At 74.3% G+C, this 13,164-nt stretch carries 12 protein-coding genes and 1 pseudogene; 9 read left to right on the top strand and 4 right to left on the bottom strand.

Features of this window, described 5'->3' with window-relative positions:
- Positions 1-54 precede the first annotated feature (54 nt).
- Positions 55-447, top strand: coding sequence for an MmcQ/YjbR family DNA-binding protein (locus ACI8AX_RS05825; protein WP_456548841.1), 393 nt, complete (start codon positions 55-57; stop codon positions 445-447).
- Positions 448-522: 75 nt separating this feature from the next.
- On the opposite strand, the gene ACI8AX_RS05820 is transcribed toward ACI8AX_RS05825, so the two are convergent.
- Positions 523-672, bottom strand: coding sequence for a hypothetical protein (locus tag ACI8AX_RS05820; RefSeq protein ID WP_456548840.1), 150 nt, complete (start codon positions 670-672; stop codon positions 523-525).
- Positions 673-929: 257 nt separating this feature from the next.
- On the opposite strand from ACI8AX_RS05820, the gene ACI8AX_RS05815 reads away from it, so the two are divergent.
- The 3 genes and pseudogenes from ACI8AX_RS05815 to ACI8AX_RS05805 all read left to right on the top strand — a co-directional run.
- Positions 930-1,337, top strand: coding sequence for a YciI family protein (locus tag ACI8AX_RS05815; RefSeq protein WP_456548839.1), 408 nt, complete (start codon positions 930-932; stop codon positions 1,335-1,337).
- Positions 1,338-1,339: 2 nt separating this feature from the next.
- Positions 1,340-2,491: an RNA polymerase sigma factor gene (locus tag ACI8AX_RS05810; RefSeq protein ID WP_456548838.1), complete on the top strand. Its 1,152-nt coding sequence runs from the start codon at positions 1,340-1,342 to the stop codon at positions 2,489-2,491.
- A 78-nt stretch (positions 2,492-2,569) separates the two neighbouring features.
- A pseudogene (locus ACI8AX_RS05805) lies at positions 2,570-3,511 on the top strand (diguanylate cyclase domain-containing protein); the annotation flags it as partial.
- Here the strand turns inward: ACI8AX_RS05805 and ACI8AX_RS05800 are convergent.
- From ACI8AX_RS05800 to ACI8AX_RS05790, 3 genes are all read right to left on the bottom strand, one after another.
- On the bottom strand, positions 3,442-5,010 hold the full coding sequence (locus ACI8AX_RS05800; protein ID WP_456548837.1) for a cytochrome P450: 1,569 nt from the start codon (positions 5,008-5,010) through the stop codon (positions 3,442-3,444). The pseudogene ACI8AX_RS05805 and the gene ACI8AX_RS05800 sit on opposite strands and share 70 nt — an antisense overlap.
- Positions 5,011-5,198: 188 nt before the next feature.
- Complete coding sequence (gene katG / locus ACI8AX_RS05795; RefSeq protein WP_456548836.1) at positions 5,199-7,448, bottom strand: catalase/peroxidase HPI; 2,250 nt, start codon at positions 7,446-7,448, stop codon at positions 5,199-5,201.
- Between the two features lie 107 nt (positions 7,449-7,555).
- Positions 7,556-7,984 (bottom strand): Fur family transcriptional regulator, encoded by a 429-nt coding sequence (locus tag ACI8AX_RS05790; RefSeq protein WP_456548835.1) that lies wholly within the window; start codon positions 7,982-7,984, stop codon positions 7,556-7,558.
- 111 nt (positions 7,985-8,095) lie between these two features.
- Here ACI8AX_RS05790 and ACI8AX_RS05785 point away from each other — a divergent pair, with 111 nt between their 5' ends.
- From ACI8AX_RS05785 to ACI8AX_RS05765, 5 genes are all read left to right on the top strand, one after another.
- Positions 8,096-8,488 carry a Zn-ribbon domain-containing OB-fold protein gene (locus ACI8AX_RS05785; protein WP_456548834.1) on the top strand — a complete coding sequence of 131 codons (393 nt, stop codon included), beginning with the start codon at positions 8,096-8,098 and terminating at the stop codon, positions 8,486-8,488.
- An 11-nt stretch (positions 8,489-8,499) separates the two neighbouring features.
- Entirely contained in the window at positions 8,500-9,699 is a 1,200-nt protein-coding gene (locus ACI8AX_RS05780) for a thiolase family protein (RefSeq protein ID WP_456548833.1), read from the top strand.
- A 427-nt stretch (positions 9,700-10,126) separates the two neighbouring features.
- Positions 10,127-10,972, top strand: coding sequence for a mycofactocin-coupled SDR family oxidoreductase (locus ACI8AX_RS05775; protein ID WP_456548832.1), 846 nt, complete (start codon positions 10,127-10,129; stop codon positions 10,970-10,972).
- Complete coding sequence (locus ACI8AX_RS05770) at positions 10,969-12,045, top strand: phosphotransferase (protein ID WP_456548831.1); 1,077 nt, start codon at positions 10,969-10,971, stop codon at positions 12,043-12,045. Before ACI8AX_RS05775 ends, ACI8AX_RS05770 begins: the two co-directional genes overlap by 4 nt.
- 70 nt (positions 12,046-12,115) lie before the next feature.
- On the top strand, positions 12,116-13,135 hold the full coding sequence (locus ACI8AX_RS05765) for an LLM class flavin-dependent oxidoreductase (RefSeq protein ID WP_456548830.1): 1,020 nt from the start codon (positions 12,116-12,118) through the stop codon (positions 13,133-13,135).
- Positions 13,136-13,164 lie beyond the last annotated feature (29 nt).

Below are 13,164 nucleotides of genomic sequence, written 5' to 3'. Positions count from 1 at the left end.
CCGTCCGCCACGGAGGGCCGGCGTGCGGCCTCCCGTGGGCGAGGAGGGGCCGGCGTGGACGGCGGGACACTGCTCGCGGCCGCGATGGCGACGGCCTCCGGGCTCCCGGCGGTGACGCACGAGCACCCCTTCGGCCCCGAGTGGGACGTGTTCAAGGTCGCCGGCAAGGTGTTCCTGCTCGCGACCGAGGTGCCCGGCGAGCCGGTGGTGACCCTGAAGTGCGAACCCCAGCACAGCCGGGCGCTGCAGCAGCGGTACGCGGAGATCGTCCCGGGCTACCACATGGACAAGCGGCACTGGCTCACCGTCCGCGCTGGTGAGGCGGTGACGCGGGAGCTCGTCGACGACCTGGTGCGCAACTCCTACGAGCTGGTGGTGGAGGGGCTGCCCAGGAGCAGGCGGCCGACCGTCGCGGGGCAGCTCCCCGGCGAGCCGGGAGCCGCCTGAGCCGGCGGCCTGGGCGGCTCGTCCGCGCACCGCCGTCCCGCCCGCCACCCCGCCCGGCGGCGAGGAGGCCCGGGGTCAGGACTTCTTGCCGCTCTTCTTCCCGCCCTTCTTGCCCAGCTCGCTCTGGGCGGCCGAGCTCTTGCGCGGGTTCTTCTTCCCCTCCTCGTCCGCCTTGGCGTTCGCCTTCTTCGCGGTGTCGCTGCCCTTGCCCTTCTTCTCGGCCATGCCGACCTCCTCGTCCGGGTCGCCGTCCGGGGCCGGACGGTCGGGCGCTGCCCCTACCCGGGGCGGACCAGCCAGAACACCGCCGGGCGGGCGACGTTGCGCGCCACCTGTCGGCGCATCGTGTCGATGGTCGGAGGCTGCGGGCACGGGCGGGTCGCCGGACGGACGTCTCCGCGGGAGATGTCGAGATCCCGGGACCGGCTCCGTCCCAGGGATGTCCGCGGCCAGGATGGGCCGCACACACCGAGGAGAAGACGATGGCCAAGTACCTGCTGCTCAAGCACTACCGCGGCGCGCCGGCGGCGGTGAACGACGTCCCGATGGACCGGTGGACGCCGGAGGAGGTGACCGCGCACATCCGGTACATGAACGGCTTCGCCGACAAGCTGAGAGAGACCGGGGAGTTCGTCGACGGGCAGGCGCTGGCTCCCGACGGCCTGTGGGTGCGCTCCGACGGCGAGGGCCGGCCGCCGGTCACCGACGGGCCGTTCGCCGAGACGAAGGACCTGATCGCCGGCTGGATGATCATCGACGTCGACAGCCGGGAGCGGGCCGTCGAGCTGGCCGGCGAGCTCTCGGCGGCCCCGGGGGCGAACGGGCAGCCGATCCACGAGTGGCTCGAGGTCCGGCCGCTCTACGGCGAGCCGCCCCTGATCACGGAGTGACCGTGCCGCTCGACGAGGAAGTGCTGCGCAGCCTCGTCCCGGGCGTCATCGGTGTCCTCGGCCGCCGCGGAGCCGACTTCGCGGCGGCCGAGGACGCCGTCCAGGAGGCCCTCGTCGAGGCCCTGCGCGTGTGGCCGGACGACCCGCCGCGCGACCCCCGGGGCTGGCTGGTCACCGTCGCCTGGCGCAAGCACCTCGACGCCGTCCGCGCCGACGCCGCCCGGCGCCGCCGCGAGGAGCGGGTCGAGGAGGAGCCGCCGCCGGGCCCGGCCCCGGTCGTCGACGACACGCTCGAGCTCTACGCCCTGTGCGCGCACCCGTCGCTGACCCCGGCCTCGGCGGTCGCGCTCACCCTGCGCGCGGTCGGCGGCCTCACCACGAAGCAGATCGCGCAGGCCTACCTCGTCCCGGAGGCGACGATGGCCCAGCGCATCAGCCGGGCCAAGCGCACCGTCTCCGGCGTCCGGTTCGACCGGCCGGGCGACCTCGGCACGGTGCTGCGCGTGCTCTACCTCGTCTTCAACGAGGGCTACTCCGGCGACGTCGACCTCGCCGCGGAGGCCATCCGGCTCACCCGACGGCTGGCCGCGCTGACCCCGGACGAGGAGGTCGCCGGCCTGCTCGCGCTCATGCTGCTGCACTCCGCCCGGCGGCCGGCCCGGACCCGGCCGGACGGCAGCCTCGTCCCCCTCGCGGAGCAGGACCGCAGCCGCTGGGACACCGCGCTGATCGCCGAGGGGGTCACGGTGCTGCAGGCCGCGCTGGCCCGCGACCGGCTGGGGGAGTACCAGGCCCAGGCCGCGATCGCCGCGCTGCACGCCGACGCCCGCACCGCCGCCGAGACCGACTGGGTGCAGATCGTCGAGTGGTACGACGAGCTCGTGCGGCTCACCGGCAGCCCGGTCGCCCGGCTCAACCGGGCGGTCGCGGTGGGGGAGGCCGACGGCCCGCGGGCCGGCCTGGCCGCGCTCGCCGGACTCGACCCGGCACTGCCCCGCCTGACCGCCGTCCGGGCGTACCTGGTGGAGCGGGACGGCGACCCGGCGACGGCGGCGCGGCTCTACGCCGAGGCGGCGCGGGCGGCGACGGACCTGGCCGAGCGGGACCACCTCACCCGGCAGGCCGCGCGGCTCAACGCGGGCCTGCGCGGCTGAGGGCACCCGCCGAGCCGCACCCACCCCCTCGGGGTGAGTGCGCTCAACAGAGTGGCGTGCCGGCCCGATGTCCTGGGCATGTGGTCGCAGAAACCCTCGCGCCGCCCCGACCGGAGGACCTCCCGCTGGGGCTGGTGGTGGCGCGGCGGTGACGCCGTCGGATACGGCCGGCTGATCTGGCTGGGGTCCGTGCTGACGCCGCTGTCGGCCGTCCTCGTCCTGCAGGTCGAGGAGGTCGACACCCCTCTCCTCGCGACGGTCGCGGCCGCGCACGTGGTGGCGGTCGCGCTCAGCTTCCTGCCGTCCTGGCGGCGCTGGTCGCCGTGGGCCCTGCTGGCCTTCCCGGTGTTCTCCACCGCGTCGGTCGCGCTGGTCGCCACGGCCGTCCCCGGGGTGACCGGCGTCTACGGCGGGTTCTTCGCCCTCTGCTTCGCCTACGCGGGGCTGTTCCTCCCGCCCTACGGCAGCTACGTCCTGCTGGCCCCGGCGATGGTCGCCTACTTCGGCACCCTGCCCGAGGTGGGCGGCACGGCCGTCGTCCGCGCCGTCTTCCTCGCCGGCGCCTGGGTGGTCCTGGGCGAGCTGCTCGGGCTGCTCCGCCGCCGTCACGAGGCCCTGTTCCAGGAGCTGCGGGTGGAGAACGAGACCGACGCGCTCACCGGGCTGGCCAACCGCCGGGGCATGGAGCGCTTCCTCGCCGGCGCCGAGGGTGGCGACATCCTCCTCGTCTTCGACCTCGACAACTTCAAGCAGCTCAACGACGCCCGCGGGCACGCCGAGGGCGACCGCGCGCTGCGGACCTTCGGCCGCCTGCTGGCCGGCGAGCTGCGCACCCGCGACCGCGCCGCCCGCTCCGGCGGTGAGGAGCTGGTCGTGCTGCTGCGCTGCTCCACGGAGAACCGCTGCGGCGTCTCGCTGACCCGGCGGCTGCGTCGCGCGCTGGAGGGCGCCTACCCCGGCCTCACCTTCAGCGCCGGCATCGCCGTGGTCGACCCCGACCGCTCGGTGGACGACGCCCTCGAGGCGGCCGACCGCGCCATGTACGCCGCCAAGGCCGGCGGGCGCGACCAGGTCTGGGCCGCCGACCCCGATCGGTCGGGCGAGCTGCGCCCGGTCGCCGACTTCGGGTTCCGTCGGGCGCCGGTGCCCGTCGCCTGACCGGCCGCTGCCGAGCCGGCCCCCGACGGCGACGACGTCCCCGCCGGGCGGCCGAGCGTGACCGGCAACGACTCGAAGCCGCGCAGGATGATCGTGCTGCGGCGCCGGCCCGCGCCGGCCGGCGCGAGGTCGGGGAAGCGCTCGAACAGCGCGCGCAGCGCGACCTCGCCCTCCATGCGGGCCAGCGCGGCGCCCAGGCAGTAGTGGATGCCGCTGGAGAAGGCGACGTGCTCGCGGGCGTTGGGCCGGGTCACGTCGAAGGCGTGCGGGTCGGGGAAGACGCGCGGGTCGCGGTTCGCCGCGGCGAGCACGAGGAGCACCAGCTCGCCCTCGGTCAGGTGCACCCCGTGCACCGTGGTGTCCCGCTTCACCCGCCGGCCGGTCCGCTGCACCGGTGACTCCAGGCGGAGCATCTCGTCGACGGCGTTGCTCCACAGCGAGGGGTCCTCGGCCAGCAGCCGCCGCTGGTCCGGGTGGGCGAACAGCAGGGCGGCGCCGTTGCCGACGAGGTTGACCGTGGTCTCGAACCCGGCACCGAACACCAGGGCGGCGGTGGCCACCAGCTCCTGCTCGGTGAGCCCGCTGCCGTCGTCGTCGGCGGCCGTGACGAGGGTGGAGAGCAGGTCGTCGCCCGGGTTCTCGCGCAGCCGGCGCAGGTGGCCGCGGAACCAGGCGTCGAGCTCGCCCAGGTTGCGCTCGACGCTGCGGTGGGTGGACCAGGGCAGGCCCATGTCGAGGCTGGGCGTCGCGCCGTCGCCCCAGGCGAGGAACTGCCGGCGCATGGCCACCGGCACCCCGAGCATCTCGGAGATGACCGTGACCGGCAGCAGGCTGGCGTAGCGGCCGACCAGGTCCACCGGCCGGCCGCCGTCGGCGTCGCGCGCGAGGTCGTCGAGGAGCTCGGCGGCGATCTGGGCGGTGCGCTCCCGGAAGTGCGTGACGGCGCGCGCGCTGAACGCGCGGCTGACCAGCCGCCGGTAGCGCGTGTGCTCGGGCGGCTCGACCGCGAGCATCGACGGCGGGTCGATGGGGCCGATGCTCGGCCGGGGGCCGGCCAGCCGCAGCGCCGTCCGCAGCACCGGGGGGAGCCCGTCGGCGCGGTTGCCGCCGATCTGCCCGAAGTCCTCCGAGTTGCGCAGGACGTCGGTGCAGACGTCGTGGTGCACGCTCACCCGCGCGAACGCGCCGCCGGCGAAGGGCGCGTCGGTGCGCAGCCGCTCGTAGTGGTCGTAGGGGTCCTCGCGCACGGCGGGGTCGCTGAGCACCTCGGCGTCCGGGTTGCCCTGGCGGGCCCGCGCGCGGATCGCCATGCGCATCGCCCCGTGCGTCGCAGCCCACCGGACCGCACTGCGCACCACCACGTCGACCACCTTCCCCGCGACCGTGTCGTCCCGTTCCTTCCTACGAGGTCGAGGCGCCGGACGCCATGCGGGACCGCCGACCGGCCGACCGCGCCCGAAACGCGGACGAGGGGCGCCTCGCGGCGCCCCTCGTCGTCGTGCTGTGCCGGTGAGCGGGGGCCGGCCGGGTGGCCGGCCCCCGCGCCCGATCAGGCGTGCAGGTCGAAGCGGTCCAGCTCCATGACCTTGACCCACGCGTCGACGAAGTCCTCCACGAACTTCTCCTTCGCGTCGTCGGCCGAGTAGACCTCGACGATCCCGCGCAGGATGGAGTTCGAGTTGAACACCAGGTCGGCCGCGGTGGCCGTCCGGACGACGTTGCCGTCGGCGTCCAGCCCCTCGTAGACGCCCTCGGTCTCGGTCGCCGTCCGCCAGGAGACGCCCAGGTCCAGCAGGTTGCGGAAGAAGTCCTGCGAGAGGACGCCCACGCGGTCGGTGAAGACGCCGTGCTTCGTGCCGCCGGTGTTGGCGCCCAGCACCCGCAGGCCGCCGACCAGGAGGGTCATCTCCTTGGCCGTCAGCTCCAGCATGTAGGCCTTGTCGACCAGGAGCGTCTCCGGGTTCAGCTTGACGCCGGGCTGGATCCAGTTCCGGAAGCCGTCGGCGCGCGCCTCGAGCCAGCGGAAGTTGTCGACGTCGGTCTGCTCCTGCGAGGCGTCGGTGCGGCCCGGGTGGAAGGGCACGGTCACCTGGACGCCGGCGTCGGCGGCGGCCTTCTCCACGGCCGCACCGCCGGCGAGCACGATGAGGTCGGCCAGCGAGACCTTCTTGCCGGTCTGCTGCTCGAACTCGTCCTTGACCCGCTCCAGCACCGGCAGCACGTCCTGCACGCCCTGGTTGACCGCCCAGTCGATCTGGGGCTGCAGGCGGATGCGCGCGCCGTTGGCGCCACCGCGCTTGTCCGTGCCGCGGTAGGAGGCGGCGGCGGACCAGGCGGTGTGGACCAGCTGCGGGACCGACAGGCCCGAGGCCAGCACGCGCTGCTTGAGGTCGGCGATCTCCGCCTCGCCCACCAGCTCGTGGTCGACGGCCGGCACCGGGTCCTGCCAGATCAGGTCCTCGGCGGGGACGTCCGGCCCGAGGTAGCGGACCTTCGGGCCCATGTCGCGGTGCAGCAGCTTGAACCAGGCCCGCGCGTACTGGTCGGCGAAGTACTCCGGGTCGTCGCGGAAGCGCTCGGAGATCTTGCGCAGCTCCGGGTCCTTGATGAGGGCCAGGTCGGTGGTGGCCATCATCGGCGGGTTCTTCTTGCCCTCGATGTGCGCGTCGGGGACGAGCTCCTGCGCCTCGGGGTTCGTGGGCTGCCACTGCTTGGCGCCGGCCGGGCTCTCGGTGAGCTCCCAGTCGAAGGAGAACAGCGTGTCCCAGTAGGAGTTGTCCCACCTCGTGGGCGTCGGGGTCCAGGCGCCCTCGAGACCGCTGGTGATGGTGTCGGCGCCCTTGCCGGTGCCGTGCTGGCTGATCCAGCCCAGGCCGTTGCCGTGCACCGGGCAGCCCTCGGGCTCGGGCCCGACCAGCTCGGGGTTGCCGGCGCCGTGGGTCTTGCCGAAGGTGTGGCCGCCGGCGATGAGGGCGACGGTCTCCTCGTCGGTCATGCCCATCCGGCCGAAGGTGACGCGGATGTCGTGGGCCGAGGCGACCGGGTCGGCGCTGCCCTTGGGGCCCTCGGGGTTGACGTAGATCAGGCCCATGGTGACCGCGGCGAGGTGGCCCTCGTCGAGGTTCAGCGGCTCGTCGTTGGCGTAGCGCTCGTCGCCGAGCCAGGTGTCCTCCGGACCCCAGAAGACCTCGCTGGGCTGCCAGTTGTCGGCACGGCCGAAGGCGAACCCGAAGGTCTTCAGGCCCATGTCGTCGTGGGCGACGTTGCCGGCGAGCAGCAGCAGGTCGGCCCAGGAGAGCTTGCGGCCGTACTTCTGCTTGACCGGCAGCAGCAGGCGGCGCGCCTTGTCGAGGTTGGCGTTGTCCGGCCAGCTGTTCAGCGGCGCGAAGCGCTGGCCGCCCTCGCCGCCGCCACCGCGGCCGTCGGCGATGCGGTAGGTGCCGGCCGCGTGCCACGACATGCGGATGAACAGCGGGCCGTAGTGGCCCCAGTCCGCCGGCCACCAGTCCTGCGAGGTGCGCATGACCTCGACGATGTCGCGCTTGACCGCCTCGACGTCCAGGGTCTGGACGGCGGCGCGGTAGTCGAAGTCCTCGCCCAGCGGGTCGGAGTCCTTGGAGGGCTTGTTCAGGACCGACAGGTCGACCTGGTTGGGCCACCAGTCCCGGTTGCTCTGCGGCCGCCGGTTCGTGACCTGGGTCGGCGGCTTGATCGCCGGGTTCTCGCTCTCGCTGTTGCTCAGGGACTCGTTCTTGTCCGCCTCGCTCAAGGACGCGGTCTGCTCGTTGGGTTCGGTCACGTCGAGCCCTCCCTCTTCTCGGATTTCCTCGGACTTCCGGTCCGGGGACGGCGCGGCCGTCCACCGAACGCGTTCGGGTGCGCCGTGTCCGGCGCGGGGGGCCGCGGTCACCCGGCCGCGGCGACGCACGCCGGGCAGCGGCCCCAGTAGATGACCTCGGCCTCGTCGATCTGGAAGCCGGCGTCGTCGGCGGCGCTCAGGCAGGGCGCGTAGCCGACGGCGCAGTCGACGTCGACGATGACCCCGCACGACCGGCAGACGACGTGGTGGTGGTTGTCGCCGACGCGGGCCTCGTACCGGGCGACGGAGCCCGGCGGCTGCAAGCGGCGGACCAGCCCGGCGCCGGTCAGCGCCTTCAGGACGTCGTAGACCGCCTGGTGGGAGACCTCCGGCAGCCGCTCCCGGGTCGCCCCGAGGAGCGAGTCGGTGTCGGCGTGCGGGTGGTCGTGGACGGCGGAGAGCACCGCGACCCGCGGGCGCGTCACCCGCAGGTCGGCTCCCCGCAGCATGCGCTCGAGGTCCTGCGTCGTCGGCACGGCGTCAGTCTGTCCCGTCCTCAGTCTTGAGTCAATCAAAATCTGGGCGACGTCCCCGGGGACGACCGTAGGGCGTCGGTATGGTCCGCACCACACGGCCGAGGAGGGTCCATGCCGCGCGTGCCACTGGTCGACTACCTGGTCCTGGACGGCGGGCCGCGCCTGGTCGCCGCCGAGTGCACCGACTGCGGGGCCCGGTTCTTCGACCGGCGCAGCGCCTGCGCGAGCTGCGGCGGGCTGGACTTCCGCTCGGCCGACGTGCCGACCGAGGGTGTCCTGAAGACCTTCACGATCGTCTCGTTCGCCGCGAAGGGGGTCGACGTGCCGTTCGTGGCCGGCGTCGTCGACTGCGGCGGCACCAGCGTCAAGGGCAACGTCGTCAACACCCCGCCCGACCCCGAGCGCGTCACGCTGGGCATGCGGCTGCGCCTGACCACGGTGCCGGTGGGCGTCGACGCGGACGGCGTCGAGGCCGTCGGCTACGGCTTCGAGCCCGTCCACTGAGGGAGGCCGCCATGGCGGAGAACGTCTGGGTCCTCGGCATCGAGATGACCCGCTTCGGCAAGCACCGGGACAAGGACACGCTCGACCTCGGCGCGGAGGCCGCGATCGGGGCGATGCGCGACGCCGGCGTCGGCATCCGCGACATCGGCGTCCTGGCCGCCGGGAACCTGATCGGCGGCAACGGCTTCGGGCAGCTGCTGCAGAAGCAGATCGGCCAGACCGGCATCCCCGTCTACAACGTCGCCAACGCCTGCGCCACGGGTGCGACGGCGCTGCGCGTGGTCGTCATGGCGATCAAGTCCGGCGAGGTCGACACGGGCCTGGCCGTCGGCGTGGAGAAGCTGTCGGGCGCCGGGCTGCTGACCGGCAACGCGCGCAGGGAGGAGGGCGGGCACTGGGTCCGCGACGGCCGCTACGGCGCGGTCGCCCCGCTCGACGGCCGGGTCGGCACCGAGACCATGCCGGGCGTCTTCGCCCAGATCGGCATGGAGTACGGCTACCGGTACGGGGGCGTGGACTTCGAGCTGTTCGCCCGGATCTCGGAGAAGAACCACGCGCACTCGACGCTGAACCCGAAGGCCGCGTACCAGAAGCGGCTGACCCTCGCGGAGATCATGGACGACGTCATGATCGCCTACCCGAACACCCGGCCGATGTGCTCGGCCAACTGCGACGGCGCGGCCGCCGCGGTGCTGGTGAGCGAGTCCAAGCTGCGCACGCTGTCGCTGGAGCAGCAGCGGCGGGCGGTCAAGATCAGCGCCTCGGTGCTGACCAGCGACCCCTGGCAGGAGTCGTGCCAGGTGCTGCCCGACATCAACACCCTGACCCGGCAGGCCGCCCGCACCGCCTACGAGCAGGCCGGCATCGGCCCCTCCGACCTCGACCTGGTCGAGCTGCACGACTGCTTCGCCACCGCGGAGCTGGTGCACTACGACAACCTCGGGCTGTGCGAGCCCGGTGGGGCCGCCGACTTCTTCCGCTCCGGCGCGACCTGGCGCGACGGGAGGACGCCGGTGAACGTCTCCGGCGGCCTGCAGTCCAAGGGCCACCCCGTCTCGGCCACCGGCATCGCCAACGTCTGGGAGGTGGCCACCCACCTGCGCGGCGAGGCCGGCGACCGGCAGATCGAGGGCGCGAGGGTCGGCCTCGCGCACGTCATCGGCCTCGGCTCGGCCTGCGGCGTGCACGTCCTGGAGAAGGCGGCCGCCTAGGTCTGTCCCCAGCCGCCTCCGGAGGTGCACGAGGGACCGGCCACCCGCGTCCCGGAGGCGCCCGGCACGACCGCGGACCCGCCGGCCGTCCACCACCGGGCCGGCGGCCGGCCCCGCCTCCGAACGCCGGCCCGGCCGCTCCTGCGGCCTGGTCGAGGAGGGCGACCTGCTGTCGCCGGTGTCCGGCGGCGGGTGTCGGGGCAGCACCGGCGCGACGTCGTCACGTGGTGTGCGAGGTCGTGGGCGGGCCCGCGGAGTGCACCGGGTCCCGCAGCGGCCACGGGAACGAGCTCCGCCACCACCGCGGGCCGAGGACCACGACCCGCCGGGAGAACGCCGTCCTCCCTTCCGCTCCTGAGAATCACGTTCTATGGTTCCGCCTGTCTGTGTTCTGTGTTCTGCACCACAACCGAGGGTGGGGTCAGCGATGGGTGAACGGCAGGCCGGCGGCGGACTCGAGGGGCGGGTCGCGTTCATCACGGGCGCCGCCCGCGGTCAAGGGCGGTCGCACGCGCTGGCGCTGGCGAGGGCCGGCGCGGACGTCGTCGCCCTCGACATCGCCGCCCAGATCCCCACGGTCGCCTACGCGATGGCGACCCGCGAGGACCTCGACGAGACCGCGGCCCTCGTGGAGAAGGAGGACCGCCGCTGCCTGCCGATCGTCGCCGACGTCCGCGACATCCACGCCATGCAGCGGGCGGTCGAGCAGACGATGGCCGGGTTCGGCCGGATCGACATCGTGCTGGCCAACGCGGGGATCCTGATCACCGCCCGGGGCGAGCAGACCCTGGCCCAGGAGGAGGCCTCCTGGGCCGACGGGATCGGCGTGATGCTGACCGGCGTCTACAACACCCTGCGCGTCACCGCCCCGCCCATGGTCGAGGGCGGCCGCGGCGGCTCGATCGTCATCACCAGCTCCACCGCCGGCCTCAACGGCATGCACGACGGCACTGGGGGCATGGCCGCCTACACGGCCGCCAAGCACGGCGTCGTCGGGCTCATGCGGGGCTACGCCAAGACCCTCGGGAAGCACGACATCCGGGTCAACACCGTCCACCCGATGGGCGTGGCCACGCCCATGGTCATCAACCCGCAGTTCGAGGAGTTCTACCGGGGTGGCGAGGCGATGCTGGAGACCCAGCCGCGACTGCTCCCGATCCAGATCCTCGACCCGGACGACATCAGCAACGCGATCCTGTGGCTGGTCTCCGACGGCGCCCGCGCCGTCACGGGGGTCACCCTCCCCGTCGACGCCGGGGTGACGACGCCGTGACCGCCGGGACCGCGCCCACCGTGGACTCGCGGGCCGTCCCCGGGACGCTCGCCGAGGCCCTCACCCCCGAGTGGCTCACGGCCGCCCTGCGCACCCGCTTCCCCGACGTCGAGGTGCTCGACGTGACGCCGGGGCCGGTGGTCAGCCGGGTGTCGTGCAACGCGCGCTTCCGCATCCAGTACACGGGCGCGCCGGGGGAGGCGCTGCCGCGCGACCTGTGCGTGAAGGGCTACTTCTCCGACATGGGAAACGGCGAGGCCGCGGCCGCCGGCCTGTCGGAGGCGATGTTCTACGGGTCGCTGGCCCCCACCACCGGCGTCCGCACGCTCCGCCCGGTGTACGCCGCGGTGGACCCCGACACCCGGGCCAGCGTCGTGCTCACCGAGGACGTGCTCGCCCAGGGAGGCGACTTCCTGGACCCGCTGAGCGAGTACACCCCCGACCAGGTCGCGCAGAGCCTCGAGCAGTTCGCCACGCTGCACGCCGCGACCTGGCTGGACCCGGCGGTCGAGGCCCAGCCGTGGCTCGCGCCGTCGCTGCGCCACCTCCTGGCCAACCGCGGGCTGCCCGAGATCCGGGGCAACTTCGAGGGGCCGATCGGGGCCGGCGTCCCCGAGCGGGTCCGGGACGCGCAGCGGCTCGTCGAGGCCTACACCGCCGTGATCGGGCGGACGGAGACGGCGTCCCCCTGGAGCGTCGTCCACGGCGACGCGCACGTCGGGAACGTCTTCCTCGACGGAGCCGGCCGGTCCTGCCTCGTCGACTGGCAGCTGGTCCAGCGGGGCCCCTGGTACCTCGACGTCGGCTACCACATCGGCTCCACGATGCCGGCCCAGGTGCGGCGGGGCGTCGAGCGTGACCTGCTGCGGCACTACCTCGACCGGCTGGCCGAGCGCGGGGTGGACCGGCCCGTCGAGGACGAGGCCTGGCGGCTCGTCCGGTACGGCATCGTGCACGGCTTCTACCTGTGGGCCATCACGCTGCGGGTGGCTCCGCCGATCACCACCGAGCTGCTCACCCGGCTCGGCACGGCGGCCGAGGACCACGACGCCCTGGCGTCGGTCCTGCGGTGAGCCGGCGCCCCGGCCTCCGGCCCCGGTGACGGCGACGAGGGACGGGGGGACGGGGGTCGAGGTCGGGTTCGTGGTCGGCGGCGACGTGGCCGACGCGGTCCGGCTGGAGCGGCTGGGGGCCGACTCCCTCTGGACCGGCGGCCACGTCGCCTCCACCAACCCCTCGCCGGAGGCGATGACGGCGCTGGCCCGGCTGTCGGCCGTCACGGAGCGGGCGCGGCTGGGCACCGCCGTGCTGCTGCTGCCGCTCTACCCGCCGGCGATCGTGGCCAAGCAGGTCGCCGACCTCGACCGGGCCACCGGGGGGCGGATCGTGCTCGGGGTCGGCGTGGGCGGGGAGTACCCGCAGGAGTTCCGGGCCTGCGGGGTGCCCGTGGCCGAGCGGGGCCGCCGCACGGACGAGGCGATCCCGCTGCTGCGCCGGCTGTGGACGGGGGAGGAGGTCACCCACGACGGGCCGTTCCACGCCATGGCCGACGTCCGGATCCACCCCGCCCCGGTGCAGCCGGGCGGGCCGCCGGTGGTCGTGGCCGGCCGGCGGGACCCGGCGATGCGCCGGGCGGCGCTGCTCGGGGACGGCTGGATGCCCTACCTGTTCTCGGCCCGCCGGTACGCGGCGTCGGTGTCCACGATCGGGCGGCTCGCCGCCGCAGCCGGCCGGGACCTGGCGTCCTTCGGCTGGTACGCCTTCGTCTTCGTCAACGTGGACGACGACGGTGCCCGCGCGCGACAGGAGGCGGCCCGGACCCTCGGCGGCACCTACCGCCAGGACTTCTCCGACGTGCTCGGGTCGGTCGCCGCGGCGGGGACGCCGGCGGAGGTGACCGCCGTGCTGCAGGCGTTCGTCGACGCCGGCGCGCGCCACCTGGTGCTCGTGCCGGCGGTGGGCACCGGCGACCGCGGGGTCGTCGTCCGGCGGTTGCTGGACGAGGTGACCCCGGCGCTGCGGGCGGCCCGGCCGGGGACTCAGCCGGCCGTCGTCGGGGGGGGGGGGCGCGGGGGGGGGGGGCCCCCCCCCCCCACGCCGGGTACGACCAGGCGTCCCAGGTGGTCCCGTACCGCGGGGACGGTGATCTCGGCGGTCGGGTAGACCTGCCAGCCGATCTCGTCCCGCAGGAC

It is taken from the genome of Blastococcus sp. SYSU D00813 (genome assembly GCF_054050735.1).
The sequence above is the reverse complement of the archived record's forward strand: the minus strand, read 5'-3'. Positions and strand labels throughout refer to the sequence as shown.

What these genes read in the sequence shown, in the direction of transcription:
- ACI8AX_RS05820 (WP_456548840.1), bottom strand. Translation starts at nt 672, where the DNA reads ATGGCCGAGAAGAAGGGCAAGGGCAGCGACACCGCGAAGAAGGCGAAC.
- ACI8AX_RS05815 (WP_456548839.1), top strand. Translation starts at nt 930, where the DNA reads ATGGCCAAGTACCTGCTGCTCAAGCACTACCGCGGCGCGCCGGCGGCG.
- ACI8AX_RS05785 (WP_456548834.1), top strand. Translation starts at nt 8,096, where the DNA reads ATGCCGCGCGTGCCACTGGTCGACTACCTGGTCCTGGACGGCGGGCCG.
- ACI8AX_RS05780 (WP_456548833.1), top strand. Translation starts at nt 8,500, where the DNA reads ATGGCGGAGAACGTCTGGGTCCTCGGCATCGAGATGACCCGCTTCGGC.
- ACI8AX_RS05775 (WP_456548832.1), top strand. Translation starts at nt 10,127, where the DNA reads ATGGGTGAACGGCAGGCCGGCGGCGGACTCGAGGGGCGGGTCGCGTTC.